9 protein-coding genes are annotated in these 12,907 nt (G+C 60.5%); 4 read left to right on the top strand and 5 right to left on the bottom strand.

Annotation, left to right across the window (positions count from 1 at the left end; genetic code table 11):
* Positions 1–172: 172 nt before the first annotated feature.
* The 4 genes from AO268_RS02500 (at position 173) to AO268_RS02485 (ending at position 8,735) form a co-directional block, all read left to right on the top strand.
* Positions 173–1,333, top strand: a complete 1,161-nt coding sequence (locus tag AO268_RS02500) for an efflux RND transporter periplasmic adaptor subunit (protein WP_099167817.1) — start codon at positions 173–175, stop codon at positions 1,331–1,333.
* Complete coding sequence (locus AO268_RS02495) at positions 1,330–4,356, top strand: multidrug efflux RND transporter permease subunit (protein WP_099167816.1); 3,027 nt, start codon at positions 1,330–1,332, stop codon at positions 4,354–4,356. Before AO268_RS02500 ends, AO268_RS02495 begins: the two co-directional genes overlap by 4 nt.
* A 179-nt stretch (positions 4,357–4,535) precedes the next feature.
* Positions 4,536–5,699 (top strand): efflux RND transporter periplasmic adaptor subunit, encoded by a 1,164-nt coding sequence (locus AO268_RS02490; RefSeq protein ID WP_099167815.1) that lies wholly within the window; start codon positions 4,536–4,538, stop codon positions 5,697–5,699.
* A 3-nt stretch (positions 5,700–5,702) separates the two neighbouring features.
* Positions 5,703–8,735: a multidrug efflux RND transporter permease subunit gene (locus AO268_RS02485; RefSeq protein ID WP_099167814.1), complete on the top strand. Its 3,033-nt coding sequence runs from the start codon at positions 5,703–5,705 to the stop codon at positions 8,733–8,735.
* Positions 8,736–8,954: 219 nt separating this feature from the next.
* Here AO268_RS02485 and AO268_RS33000 read toward each other — a convergent pair whose 3' ends face one another.
* The 5 genes from AO268_RS33000 to colR form a co-directional block, all read right to left on the bottom strand.
* Complete coding sequence (locus AO268_RS33000) at positions 8,955–9,182, bottom strand: hypothetical protein (protein ID WP_076961850.1); 228 nt, start codon at positions 9,180–9,182, stop codon at positions 8,955–8,957.
* Positions 9,182–9,898, bottom strand: coding sequence for a lipopolysaccharide kinase InaA family protein (locus tag AO268_RS02475; RefSeq protein WP_076961849.1), 717 nt, complete (start codon positions 9,896–9,898; stop codon positions 9,182–9,184). Before AO268_RS02475 ends, AO268_RS33000 begins: the two co-directional genes overlap by 1 nt.
* A 4-nt stretch (positions 9,899–9,902) precedes the next feature.
* Positions 9,903–10,583, bottom strand: coding sequence for a class I SAM-dependent methyltransferase (locus tag AO268_RS02470; RefSeq protein WP_099167813.1), 681 nt, complete (start codon positions 10,581–10,583; stop codon positions 9,903–9,905).
* A gap of 169 nt (positions 10,584–10,752) precedes the next feature.
* Positions 10,753–12,033, bottom strand: coding sequence for a sensor histidine kinase (locus tag AO268_RS02465; RefSeq protein WP_099167812.1), 1,281 nt, complete (start codon positions 12,031–12,033; stop codon positions 10,753–10,755).
* Positions 12,023–12,706 carry a two-component system response regulator ColR gene (colR, locus tag AO268_RS02460; RefSeq protein ID WP_029295378.1) on the bottom strand — a complete coding sequence of 228 codons (684 nt, stop codon included), beginning with the start codon at positions 12,704–12,706 and terminating at the stop codon, positions 12,023–12,025. Before colR ends, AO268_RS02465 begins: the two co-directional genes overlap by 11 nt.
* Positions 12,707–12,907 lie beyond the last annotated feature (201 nt).

Below are 12,907 nucleotides of genomic sequence, written 5' to 3'. Positions count from 1 at the left end.
ATGTGAAAACGCCTCCCTACGGCGACCAACATTCTCACAGACACTCGCGAATTTACCCCTTATAGCACCCGCCTTTCTCGTGAAAACTGCGTGGCTCACCGGGCCAACGAGCGCGCCTGCCTGCTCGTCCATCGCCCCTCCCGCACGACATCGCCATCACAAGGAAGCCACTATGCCGGGTCGCCGGATGATTACCATGCTCAGCATCGTCCTGTTGGTCGTGCTGATGCTCGCCAGCTACAAGGCGTTCTGGGCTTACCAGCAATTGCAACTTCTGCATGCGCCGAAGCCCCCCGTCAGCGTGGCGGTGTCCACGGCCCTCGAAAAGCCGTGGCAGCGCCAGTTGCCCGCAGCGGGCACGCTCAAGGCGTTGCAAGGTATCAACCTGAGTATCGAGGTGCCCGGCGTCGTCACCCAGTTGCACTTCGACTCGGGGCAAGAGGTCAAGGAAGGGCAAACCCTGCTGCAGCTCGAACACCAGACCGAGCAGGCTGAGTTGGAGGTGGCCCTGGCTGACCGGAGCCTGGCCCGGCAGAACTTTCAACGCGGCCGGGAACTGGTGGCGGTCAATGCCATTTCCAAAGGTGAGTTCGACCGGCTGTCCGCCGAGTTCAACCGCAACAATGCCGTCGTTGCACAACGCCGCACGACCCTGGAAAAAAAACGTATCGTCGCCCCGTTCAACGGCACCATTGGCATCCGCCAGGTCAACATCGGCGACTACCTGCAAAGCTCCACGGTGATCGCCAGCCTGCAGGATACCCATAGTCTCTACGTCGATTTCCATATCCCCGAGCAAGCCGTCCAACAGATCAAGATCGGCCAGTCCGTGCGCATTGAGGTCTCGGCGCGGCCTGGGCTTTTCAGTTTCGCCACGGTCAGTGCCATCAACTCCATCGTCGATGACAACACGCGCAATGTGTTGGTACGCGCCACCCTGACCAACCCGCCCGACGACATGCTCCCGGGCATGTTCGCCCACTTGCAGGTGATGCTGGCCGACCCGGGCGCGCACATCGTGGTCCAGGAAAGCGCAATTGCCTACAGCCCCTATGGCGAATACGTGTACGTCGTGGTGCCGCGCAAAAACAGCGAAGGCCGCGACGAACTGGATGGCGAGGGCATGCCGGTCCTGATCGCCGAACAACGCCTGGTCGAAACCGGCGAGCGACGCGACGGCGACATCGTGATTACCAAGGGCCTGGCCAAGGGCGAACAAATCATCACGGCCGGCCAGATCAAACTGCAAAACGGCACCCCGGTGCACATCAGCTTCGACAGGAATCAACCCGATGAGCGACCACTGGCGGCACAACGGGAGAACGCTGAATGACGTTCACCGACCTGTTTATCCGCCGTCCCGTGCTGGCCCTGGTCGTCAGCCTGCTGATCCTGCTGCTGGGGTGGCAAGCCTGGGGGCAATTGCCGCTGCGCCAGTTCCCCCAGATGGAAAATGCGCTGATTACGGTGACCACGCTCTCTCCGGGCTCCAGTGCCGAAACCGTCCAGAGCTATATCACACAACCCCTGCAGAAAAGCCTGGCAAGCGCGCAAGGCATCGACTACATGCGCTCCTCCAGCCGGCAGAATGTGTCCATTATCTCCATCTATGGCCGGGTCGGTGCCGACAGCGACCGTTTATTCACCGAACTGCTGGCCAAGACCAATGAAGTGAGGAACCAGCTTCCCAAGGAGATTGAGGACCCGGTCCTGAGCAAAGTCGCGGCGGATAACACCGCGCTGATGTATCTGAGTTTTTCCAGCGACACCCTGAGCAATGCGCAAATCACCGACTTCCTGCTCCGCGTGATCCAGCCTCGACTGGTGACACTGCCGGGCATGGCCGAGGCCCAGATCATCGGCAACCAAAGCTTTGCCATGCGTGTGTGGCTCGATCCGCTGAAACTCGCGGGGTTTGGTTTGAGCGCCAGCGATGTGACGCACGCCATCAAGCGCTACAACGTACAGTCCATTGCCGGCGATGCCACCGGTGAACTGGTGGTCACCAGTGTGACGGCCAATACCGAGCTGCAATCGGCCGAGGGCTTCCGGGCCATCACCTTGAAAATCGACGGTGACAGCCAGGTCCGCCTCGGTGATGTGGCGCGGGTGGAGTTGGGTTCGCAGAACTACGACAGCTTCAGTTCGTTCAATGGCCTGCCCGCGACCTATATCAGCATCAAACCGACCCCCGATGCCAACCCACTGGAATTGGGCAAGCGCGTACGCGAGCTGATGCCCCTGCTGCAAACACAGTTACCGCCCCACCTGCATGCGGATATCGCCTACGACTCGACGCTGTATATCAACGCCTCTATCGACCATGTGCTGTCGAGCCTGATGGAAGCCATCCTGATTGTGGTGTTGGTGGTGTTCTTGTTTCTGGGTTCGTTACGCGCGGTGGTGATTCCCGTCATCACCATTCCCTTGTCGCTGGTCGGCACGCTGTTTTTCATGCAACTGATGGGCTACTCCATCAACGTCCTGACGCTGCTGGCCATGGTCTTGGCCATTGGCCTGGTGGTCGATGACGCCATTGTGATGATGGAGAACATCCATCGGCATATCGAAAGAGGCAGGTCCCCCCTTGAAGCCGCGATCAAGGGGGCGCGGGAGGTGTGCATGCCGGTGATCTCCATGACCATCACCCTGGCGGCGGTGTATGCGCCGATCGGCTTCCTGCAAGGCTTGACCGGCGCGCTGTTCAAGGAGTTCGCCCTGACCCTGGCCGGCGCCGTGGTGATTTCCGGCATCGTTGCCCTGACCCTGTCCCCTATGATGTGCGCCCTGTTGTTGCGCCCGGAACAACAGCCACAGGGCCTGCCGCTGCTCCTCGATCGCTTTTTCAATCATCTGAAGCACCGTTACCAGCGCCGCCTGCACCAGATCATGGAGGCGCAGTCGGTGGTCATCGTGTTCGCCCTGCTCATCCTTGGCCTGATCCCAGCCATGCTCACCTTCACCCTCTCGGAGCTGGCACCCGATGAAGACCAGGGCCTGATCTTTATCCTCGCCAACGCGCCGCAGCCGACCAACCTGGCCTACCTCAATCGCTACACCCAGGACTTTATCGAGCCGTTCAAGACCGTGCCCGAGTACCAGGCCTCCTTCCAGATCAATGGCCTCGATGGCGTGCACTCGGGGGTTGGCGGCTTTCAACTGCTGCCCTGGGACAAGCGCGAGCGCACACAAATGCAGGTGCTGGCGCAATTACGCGAGAAACTGGACAAGATCCCCGGCCTGCAGGTTTTTGCCTTTAACCTGCCCTCTTTGCCGGGTACGGGCGAGGGCCTGCCTTTTGGCTTTGTCATCAGTTCCCAGCAAGACCACAAATCGATGCTGGGCGTGGCCGAGCGCGTCAAGCAACGGGCGATCGACTCCGGGAAATTTGCCTACGTGGATATCGACCTGGCGTTCGACCGACCCGAAGTGGTGATCGACATTGACCGGGTCAAGGCCGCACAAATAGGCGTGTCCATGGAGGACCTGAGCCTGACCCTGGCCACCCTGCTGGCGGAAACGGAAATCAACCGGTTCAGGATTGATGGCAACCTCTACAAAGTGATCGCCCAGGTCGAGCGCACCTACCGCGACAACCCGGACTGGCTGAGCCACTACAACGTAAAAAATGCCAAAGGCCAATTATTGCCCTTGTCGACCTTGATCACCGTCTCCAAGCAACAGGTACGACCGCGGCAGTTGAATCAATTCCAGCAGCTCAATTCGGTGCTGGTCTCGGCTTACCCGATTGTCGGCATGAGCAACGCACTTGAAACCCTGCAAACCATCGCCGAAGAAGAGGCACCGGCCGGCTACACCTTCGACTACAGCAACGCCACGCGCCAGTTTGTCCAGGAGGGCAATGCGCTCTGGGGCACGTTCGGCCTCGCCCTGGCGATCATCGGCCTGGTGCTGGCGGCCCAGTTTGAAAGCCTGCGTGACCCCCTGGTGATCCTGGTGACGGTGCCGCTGTCGATCTGCGGCGCGTTGATTGCGTTGTTCCTCGGCTGGTCGACCCTGAACATCTACACACAAATCGGCCTGGTCACCTTGATCGGCCTGATCAGCAAGCACGGCATCCTGATCGTCGAGTTCGCCAACCAACTGCGCAAGGAACAGGGCCTGTCACCCCGTGTCGCCATCGAGGAAGCCGCCGCGATCCGCTTACGGCCGGTGCTGATGACCACCATCGCCACTGTGCTGGGAGTAATCCCCCTGGTGTTTTCCAGCGGGGCGGGCGCAGTCAGCCGCTTTGATATCGGCATGGTGATCGCCACCGGCATGTCGATCGGCACCTTGTTCACCTTGTTTGTCCTCCCGTCGGTGTATACGGCGCTGGCCAAACCTACACGCTGATACACGCCCCCAAGGAAAGGGCTGACACCCCTTTCCTACTCCTCCAAGCCCTTACAACCCGGGGGTTTGAGCCTGCCTGCCAACTGTGAAATTTACCAGTTGGAATCCCCCCGAAACTCGGAGTAATGTGCCGAATCGTTCGTCTTCGTCTGCCTCAGTTTTTTCCAAGGAACCGGAATATGCTGCGTCGTCGCATGCTGATCATGTTGGCCATTGTCCTGTTAATCGTCCTGCTGCTGGGAGGCTATAAGGCCTTTTCCATCTATCAGCAGATCCAGGTCTTTTCTGCGCCCAAACCGCCGATCAGCGTGGCGGTGGCCACGGCGGTCGAACACCCCTGGCAACAACGCCTGCCAGCGGTGGGCACGCTCAAGGCCTTGCAAGGGGTGAACCTGGCCCTGGAGATCGCCGGCACCGTCAAGGACGTGCAGTTCGAGTCCGGGCAGAAGGTCAAGGCCGGGCAACCTTTGGTGCAACTCGACAGCGCAGTGGAAGACGCCTTGCTGCAAACGGCCCAGGCCGACCTGGGCCTGGCCCAGCTCGACTACGGGCGCGGCAGCCAACTGGTGGGCAGCCAGGCAATCTCCAGGGGCGAGTTCGACCGGCTCTCGGCGCAACGGCAAAAGCACAAAGCCACGGTCAACCAGCTCAAGGCGTCCCTGGCCAAGAAACACATCGTCGCGCCGTTCAGCGGCACCATCGGCATCCGTCAGGTGGATGTGGGCGACTACCTGGCCAGCGGCACGGTGATCGCCACCTTGCAGGACCTGAGCAGCCTGTACGTGGACTTCTATGTGCCCGAGCAATCGGTGCCCAAGCTGGCCATCGGCCAGGAGGTACAGGTTCACGTCTCGGCCTACCCCAAACAGACCTTCCCCGGCACCCTTAGCGCCATCAACCCCAAAGTCGAGAGCAGCACCCGTAACGTGCTGGTGCGGGCCACCCTGGCCAACCCGGACACTAAACTGCTACCGGGCATGTTCAGCAGCCTGCAAGTGCTGTTGCCCGATCCGCAAGCCCAGGTGGTGATACCGGAAAGTGCGATTACCTACACCCTCTACGGCAATTCGGCCTATGTGGTGGCGCAGAAAAAGGCCGCGGACGGCAGCCTTGAAAAAGATGCCAGCGGCCAACCGATCCTGATCGCCGAACGGCGCTTTATCGAGACCGGCGAACGGCGCGACGGCCTGGTGCTGGTCACCCAGGGCCTGAGCCGTGGCGAGCAAGTGGTCAGCGCCGGGCAGATCAAGCTCGACACCGGTGCGCATATTGCCATCACTGCGGATAAAAACCTGCCGGCCCTCCCTGGCCTGCTTCTGCGCAACGACGGTTCAAGGAACTGAGCCATGGCGTTTACCGACACGTTTATCCGCCGCCCGGTGCTGGCCATGGTGGTCAGCCTGCTGATCGTGCTCCTGGGTTTGCAGGCCTACAGCAAACTGCCACTGCGCCAATACCCGTCCATGGAAAATGCCCTGATCACGGTGACCACCGCTTACCCCGGGGCCAATGCCGAGACGATCCAGGGCTACATCACACAGCCATTGCAGCAAAGCCTGGCGAGCGCCGAAGGCATCGACTACATGACCTCGGTCAGTCGCCAGAACTTCTCGGTGATTTCCATCTATGCACGGATCGGCGCCAACAGCGACCGCCTGTTCACCGAGCTGCTGGCCAAGGCCAACGAGGTCAAGAACAAGCTGCCCCTGGACGCCGAAGACCCGGTGTTGAGCAAGGAAGCCGCGGATGCCTCGGCGCTGATGTATATCAGCTTCTCCAGCCAGCAACTGAGCAACCCACAGATCACCGACTACCTGTCGCGGGTGATCCAGCCTAAGCTGGCGACCCTGCCCGGCATGGCCGAGGCCGAGATCCTCGGCAACCAGGTGTTTGCCATGCGCCTGTGGCTGGACCCGGTCAAGCTTGCGGGCTTTGGCCTGAGCGCCAGCGACGTGACCGATGCCGTACGCCACTACAACTTCCTCTCCGCCGCCGGCGAGGTGAAGGGCGAATATGTGGTCACCAGCATCAACGCCAATACCGATCTGAAGACCGTCGAAGCCTTCGCCGCTATCACGGTGAAGACCGATGGCGACAGCCGGGTGCTGCTCGGCGATGTGGCCCGGGTGGAAATGGGCGCGGAAAACTACAACGCCATCAGCTCCTTTGGCGGCACGCCCTCGGTGTATATCGGCATCAAGGCCACCCCCAGTGCCAACCCGCTGGACGTGATCAAGGAAGTGCGCAAGCTGATGCCGGAGCTGGAATCCCAGTTGCCTCCCACTCTCAAGGCCGAAATTGCCTACGACGCCACGTTGTTTATCCAGGCCTCGATCAACGAAGTGATCAAGACCCTGTTTGAAGCAGTGCTGATCGTGATCGTCGTGGTGTTCCTGTTTCTCGGGGCGCTGCGCTCGGTGGTGATCCCGGTGGTCACCATCCCGCTGTCGATGATTGGCGTGCTGTTTTTCATGCAACTGATGGGCTACTCCATCAACCTGTTGACGCTGCTGGCGATGGTGCTGGCCATCGGCCTGGTGGTCGACGATGCCATTGTGGTGGTGGAGAACATCCACCGCCATATCGAAGACGGCAAGACACCACTGGACGCTGCGCTGGAAGGTGCGCGGGAGATTGCCGTGCCGGTGGTGTCGATGACCATCACCCTGGCGGCGGTCTACGCGCCCATCGGCTTTCTTGAGGGGCTGACCGGGGCATTGTTCAAGGAGTTCGCCCTGACCCTGGCCGGGGCGGTGGTGATTTCCGGCATCGTTGCCCTGACCCTGTCCCCGATGATGTGTGCCCTGCTGTTGCGCCACGACGAAAACCCCACGGGCCTGGCCCATCGCCTGGACCTGATCTTCGAGGGCCTCAAGCGCCGCTACCAGAGCCTGCTGCACGGCACCCTGGACACCCGGCCGGTGGTGATTGTATTTGCCTTGATCGTGCTGTGCCTGATCCCGGTGTTCCTCAAGTTCACCCAGTCGCAACTGGCCCCGGACGAAGACCAGGGCATCATCTTCATGATGGCCAGCGCGCCGCAGCCGACCAACCTGGACTACCTGAACACCTACACCGATGAGTTCATCACGATCTTCAAGGACTTCCCGGAGTACTACTCCTCATTCCAGATCAATGGGTTCAACGGGGTGCAGTCGGGTATCGGCGGCTTCCTGCTCAAACCGTGGAACGAGCGCGACCGCACGCAGATGCAGATCCTGCCCGAGGTGCAGAAACGCCTGGAGCAGATTCCCGGCTTGCAGGTGTTCGGCTTCAACCTGCCGTCGCTGCCGGGCACCGGCGAAGGCCTGCCCTTCGGGTTTGTGATCAATACGCCGAATGACTATGAGTCATTGCTGCAAGTGGCCAGCCGGGTGAAGAAACGCGCCATGGAGTCGGGCAAGTTCGCCTTTGTGGATATCGACCTGGCGTTCGACAAGCCCGAGGTGGTGGTGGATATCGACCGCGCCAAGGCAGCGCAGATGGGGGTGTCGATGCAAGACCTGGGCAGCACCCTGGCGACCTTGCTGGCGGAGGCGCAGATCAACCGGTTCACCCTTGATGGGCGCAGCTACAAGGTAATCGCCCAGGTCGAACGGGCCTACCGCGACAACCCCGAGTGGCTGAACAATTACTACGTGAAAAACACCCGGGGCGAACTGTTGCCGCTGTCGACCCTGATCAGCGTCAGCGACCGCGCACGGCCGCGCCAGCTGAACCAGTTCCAGCAACTCAACTCGGCACTGATCTCGGGTTTCCCGATTGTCAGCATGGGCGAGGCCATCGACACCGTGCGCCAGATCGCCCTCGAAGAAACCCCGGCCGGCTACGCTTTCGACTACAGCGGCGCGTCGCGCCAGTTCATCCAGGAAGGCAGCGCGCTGTGGGTCACCTTTGGCCTGGCGCTGGCAATCATCTTCCTGGTGCTGGCGGCGCAGTTCGAGAGCTTCCGTGACCCGCTGGTGATCCTGGTGACGGTGCCGCTGTCGATCTGCGGGGCGTTGATCCCGTTGTTCCTCGGCTGGTCGAGCATGAATATCTACACCCAGGTGGGGTTGGTGACGTTGATCGGGCTGATCAGCAAGCATGGGATCCTGATCGTCGAATTTGCCAACCAGTTGCGCAAGGACAAAGGCCTGACGCCCCGTGAAGCGGTGGAAGAGGCGGCGGCGATTCGCCTGCGCCCGGTCTTGATGACCACGGCGGCGATGGTGTTTGGGATGGTGCCGTTGATCCTGGCTACGGGGGCGGGGGCGGTCAGTCGGTTTGATATCGGGATGGTGATTGCTACGGGGATGTCTGTGGGGACGTTGTTTACTTTGTTTGTGTTGCCGTGTGTTTATACGTTGTTGGCCAAGCGTGATCCCTTGGCTGATTGAGGACATATCCATTTCTGCGGTAATGGCGGCGATTGGCTGCGCCCTGACGGGGCGCACCCTCTGTGGGAGCTGGCTTGCCAGCTCCCACAGGGGAATGCAGCTTCGCGCTCCGCTTCTGCTGTTGCTCTGTTTTAGCCGCCACCCGGGCAAAGCACGCAGCAACACGCAAAAAACAAAAGGCCCCGCGCTGCGGGGCCTTTTACAGGGGCGTCAATCTATTCAACTCGCAGGCCTCATGCCCTGGGACATCCCAAACATAAACAGCAAAAGCTGATGATCAGGTTGTGTAACCCCAGCAGTCTTGGCGATACGCGGCAGCGGGCATTGCCCACCACTGTGCTCTGCGCTGAGGACTTCTGTGCGGGGCTGCTCCCAGGCAGCCAGGGCCAGGGAAGCGATGCCCAAGGCCCCCAACAGAAACAAACCTCGTGCTATTTCTAGCTTCATTAGGTTAAACCCTTGATAGCGCTGCCAAACGCCGTTTCGTAAAAGTAGCTGAGTTTTTGCCAGTCGGTGGCATTCCACGACGAATGGCGACGCAATTGCTGCATGTCATGGGCAGCGGCCCGGCGGGCGGTCAAACGTTGGCGGCACTTTTCAAGATCCAGCAGCGCCACGTCGACCGTCGCACCCTCACCCGCCCCGCTGACCCGCACGAAAATATGCTTGCTGTACAGGCAGCCATGCTGCCAGCGCCCCTTGTGCATCCGCGCCAGGGTTTGCGCCAATTCATCGAGCAGGCGCTCATGCGCCAGCTCCCCGCATTGCTCGCGGCCACCGGCGGCGTACCAGCTGTCGATGTCCGTAAAACCCTCCAATGCCGCCGTCACCAGCAAGGCCGTCCACTGCTGGTCCCGATCGCGACGGGCACCACAAAACACCAGCTCCGGGACGCCCACATCCAGCAAGCGCAGGCCCCTGAGCGCATCACGCTCGCGCAGCACCGTAGGCCGCCCAAAGGGATGCAGCCAACTGCGGTAGGTATGGCCGGTCTGGCGCTTGCTGTAGAGCAGGCGCCCCTGGGTACCGATCACTCGCTGTACGCCGCTTTCGCCACCCCGCCGTCGATTGGGTTCCTCGACCCATTCGCCCTGCTGTTGCCAGAAATAATCGAACCGCTCTTCGGGAGCTACGTGACTGCCTGCTACGCACTCAACTGCCATCCTGTTACCTCTTGCGCAATACATACACACGCCACATGGCGTACAGCGGTATGAAGTCCAAATACTCCTGGACGCGGAAACCAGCTTGCTCAAACTCAGCCTCAACAGTAGCAGCCGGTAACACAAATCGATTTCGGTAACTGTCCTGCTCACTTTTTTGGCGGCGCTGCTCTTCCAGGCGCTTGCGTTTCCAGGCCTTGAAATTGCCATCCACCCACAACGAGACAATCACGCTATCGCGGGTAACTCGTTGAAATTCCTTCAATATCGCCATGCGATGCGCAGGCTCGCCGATGTGGTGCAACAGGCGCATGCAGAAAATGCTGTCCACGGCGTTATCTGGCAAATCGATATCAAAGGCAGATGTCTGCAAGGGCCGTACCTGCTTGACCACCTCAGCCGGCTGCGCACCCATGGCGATGTTGAGCATGGACTCGGAATTGTCCGCACCGATAATGATCCGGTTGGGCTTTTCGGCCAGCAACGGCCAGAAACGCCCGGCCCCGCACGGCAGGTCCAATACCAGGCTAGGCTCACCGGCCATCGCCAGCGCACCACGGGCCAATTGTTCATCACGTTTGTGAGACAGACGGCGCGACAGGGTGTCCTGATGTTTAAGCAAATATTCCTGAGCGTGCTGGTCGTCGTACTTTGCGGAAAATTCAAGCTTGATTGGGGTAGCCATCAACAGCTCTCCTAGACTGATGCCGACAACCTTAAGCAGTCGTGCGTCATCCGCAGGTCAACCCTTTGTGAAAAAAACGTCCCGTCTAATCCTAAAGAATTACAAAGTTTTACAGGGAAAAAGCATGGCATAAAGCCATTTGCCCCCGAGAACAGGGGTAGGCAAGGGGTCAGGTTTTGATCGGGTTCAATTCAACCTGGAAGCGGCAACCACTGGGCTCCATGGTGCTGAGGCTGACCACCCAGCCCTGGCTCTCGCAGATGCGCTGGACCAGCGACAAACCCAGGCCCAGGCCGTCACCGCGCTTTTCGTTGCCGCGCACAAACGGCTCGAACATGGCCTCGCGCTTGTCTTCGGGAATCCCCACGCCACTGTCTTCCACCACAAAACCGGTGGGCTCCAGGGTCAGGCGAATAAACCCCTGCTCGGTGTAATGCAGGGCATTGCGCAACAGGTTGCCCATGACCGCATGCAGGAAGGTGGCGTTGTAGCGGGTGTCGAGTGGGTTGCCCGGTTGGAAGAACAACTCGATGCCCTTGCGCTCGATGGGTTCGCGCCAGATCCCCAGCAAGCCCTCCGCGACCTCGGCCAGGTTGACCTGGGGTGACATCGTGGTGTCATCATGCTGGGCACGGGCCAGCATCAGGAAGGTCTGCACCAGCTCGCGCATTTCCTCGCAGGCCCGAGCGATACGCTCGACCTGTTTGCGCCCCCGTGAATCGATCGCCGGGTTTTCCAGCAGCAGTTCGCAGGAACTGGCCAGCACCATCAAGGGGGTGCGCAGTTCATGGCTGACATCGCTGGTGAACAAGCGCTCACGGGTCAGGGCCTGGCGCAGGCGGCCAAGGGTGGCGTCGAAGGCCACTGCCAACTCGCCCACTTCGTCGGCCGCGTAGTCCGGGGCCAGCGGTGGGGCCAGGCCCAATAGCTGGTCGCGATGGCGCACCTGGCGCGCCAGGCGTACGACCGGTGCCATCACCTTGCGGGCCAGAACCCAGCCGAGGAATACCGCCAGCGCCAGGCTGAGGACAAACCCCACCAGCACCACCGCAAACAGTACGCGCTCGCGCTCTTCAAAATCACTCTGGTCTTGCAGCAGGACATACCGCCGGCCGTCGACGATTTCGACCATGGCATGGTAGGAAAGCGCATCGCGAAACACTTCATGAAAGCCGGCGTCCAGATGCCGCAAATCCTTGGGCAGTTGAAAATCCCCACGCCCGCCGCTGAAGTAGAACAACTGGTCCGGCTCAGGGCGGTGGCGCCAGTCCTCGACGCTGTCCATCAACAGCAGGCGTTGCAGGTCGCCGCCCAGGCCCGCTGAAATCAGTTTTTCTTCTACCAGGTGCACCGTGGCCACGATGCCCATGGCGAAGGCTCCCGCCACCAGCGCGCTCATCAGCGCAAAGGCGATGATGATCCGCTGGGCAAGGCTTTGCCTAAACTCCATCACGGCCCTCTGCCAGGCGGTAGCCCACACCATGCACGGTTTGCAGCAACGGTTTGGCGAAAGGCTTGTCGATCACCTGGCGCAATTGGTGGACATGGCTGCGCAGGCTGTCGCTGTCCGGGCAGTCATCGCCCCACAGGGCCTCTTCAAGCACTTCGCGGCGCAGGACATGCGGGCTTTTTTGCATCAACACCGCAAGCAGTTTCAGGCCGACCGGGTTGAGCTTGAGCAGACGTCCTTCGCGGGTCACTTCCAGGGTGTCGAGGTCGTAGGACAGGTCGCCGACCTGCAGCTCCCGCCGACCGCCACCCTGGGCACGACGCAGTACCGCTTCGATGCGCGCAGCCAGCTCCGACAGGGCAAACGGCTTGAGCAGGTAGTCGTCGGCACCCGATTTGAAGCCTTGCAGACGGTCGTCCAATTGATCGCGGGCGGTGAGCATGATCACCGGCGTATCGCGGCGCGCATCTTCACGCAGGCGTTTGCACAGGGTGTAGCCATCAATCCCGGGCAACATGATATCGAGCACGATCAGGTCGTAATGCTCGGTGGCGGCCAGGTGCAGGCCTGACAAGCCGTCCTGCGCACAGTCTACGGTGTAGCCCTTGAGCCCCAGGTAATCGGCCAGGTTGGCCAGAATATCGCGGTTGTCTTCAACCAATAAAATTCGCATGGGCAGTGTCTCCGTACGCGGTAGCGGCCGTGTTGGCTCGCGCAGCTTAAGGCCAAGCCGGGCTTACCGCTAGGCCTGACAGGCTAACCTATTACTCTTTTCAACTGATTGCCTGGCGTAACGAGTTTTTCACTATCGGTTCACAGCTTGACTACAGTATCCGAGTGAAAATCGCCCCCCATTGATATAAGGAAGTTAGAT

Source organism: Pseudomonas sp. ICMP 8385 (genome assembly GCF_002699915.1).
In the GTDB taxonomy this organism is placed as follows: Bacteria; Pseudomonadota; Gammaproteobacteria; order Pseudomonadales; family Pseudomonadaceae; genus Aquipseudomonas; species Aquipseudomonas gessardii.
Note: the sequence above shows the minus strand (reverse complement) of the source record. Positions and strands in the feature narration are given on the sequence as shown.

Coding starts and splice junctions, on each gene's coding strand:
- AO268_RS33000 (WP_076961850.1), bottom strand. CDS start 9,182: ATGAAGCTAGAAATAGCACGAGGTTTGTTTCTGTTGGGGGCCTTGGGC.
- AO268_RS02495 (WP_099167816.1), top strand. CDS start 1,330: ATGACGTTCACCGACCTGTTTATCCGCCGTCCCGTGCTGGCCCTGGTC.
- AO268_RS02485 (WP_099167814.1), top strand. CDS start 5,703: ATGGCGTTTACCGACACGTTTATCCGCCGCCCGGTGCTGGCCATGGTG.
- AO268_RS02470 (WP_099167813.1), bottom strand. CDS start 10,583: ATGGCTACCCCAATCAAGCTTGAATTTTCCGCAAAGTACGACGACCAG.
- AO268_RS02490 (WP_099167815.1), top strand. CDS start 4,536: ATGCTGCGTCGTCGCATGCTGATCATGTTGGCCATTGTCCTGTTAATC.
- AO268_RS02500 (WP_099167817.1), top strand. CDS start 173: ATGCCGGGTCGCCGGATGATTACCATGCTCAGCATCGTCCTGTTGGTC.
- AO268_RS02475 (WP_076961849.1), bottom strand. CDS start 9,898: ATGGCAGTTGAGTGCGTAGCAGGCAGTCACGTAGCTCCCGAAGAGCGG.
- colR (WP_029295378.1), bottom strand. CDS start 12,706: ATGCGAATTTTATTGGTTGAAGACAACCGCGATATTCTGGCCAACCTG.
- AO268_RS02465 (WP_099167812.1), bottom strand. CDS start 12,033: ATGGAGTTTAGGCAAAGCCTTGCCCAGCGGATCATCATCGCCTTTGCG.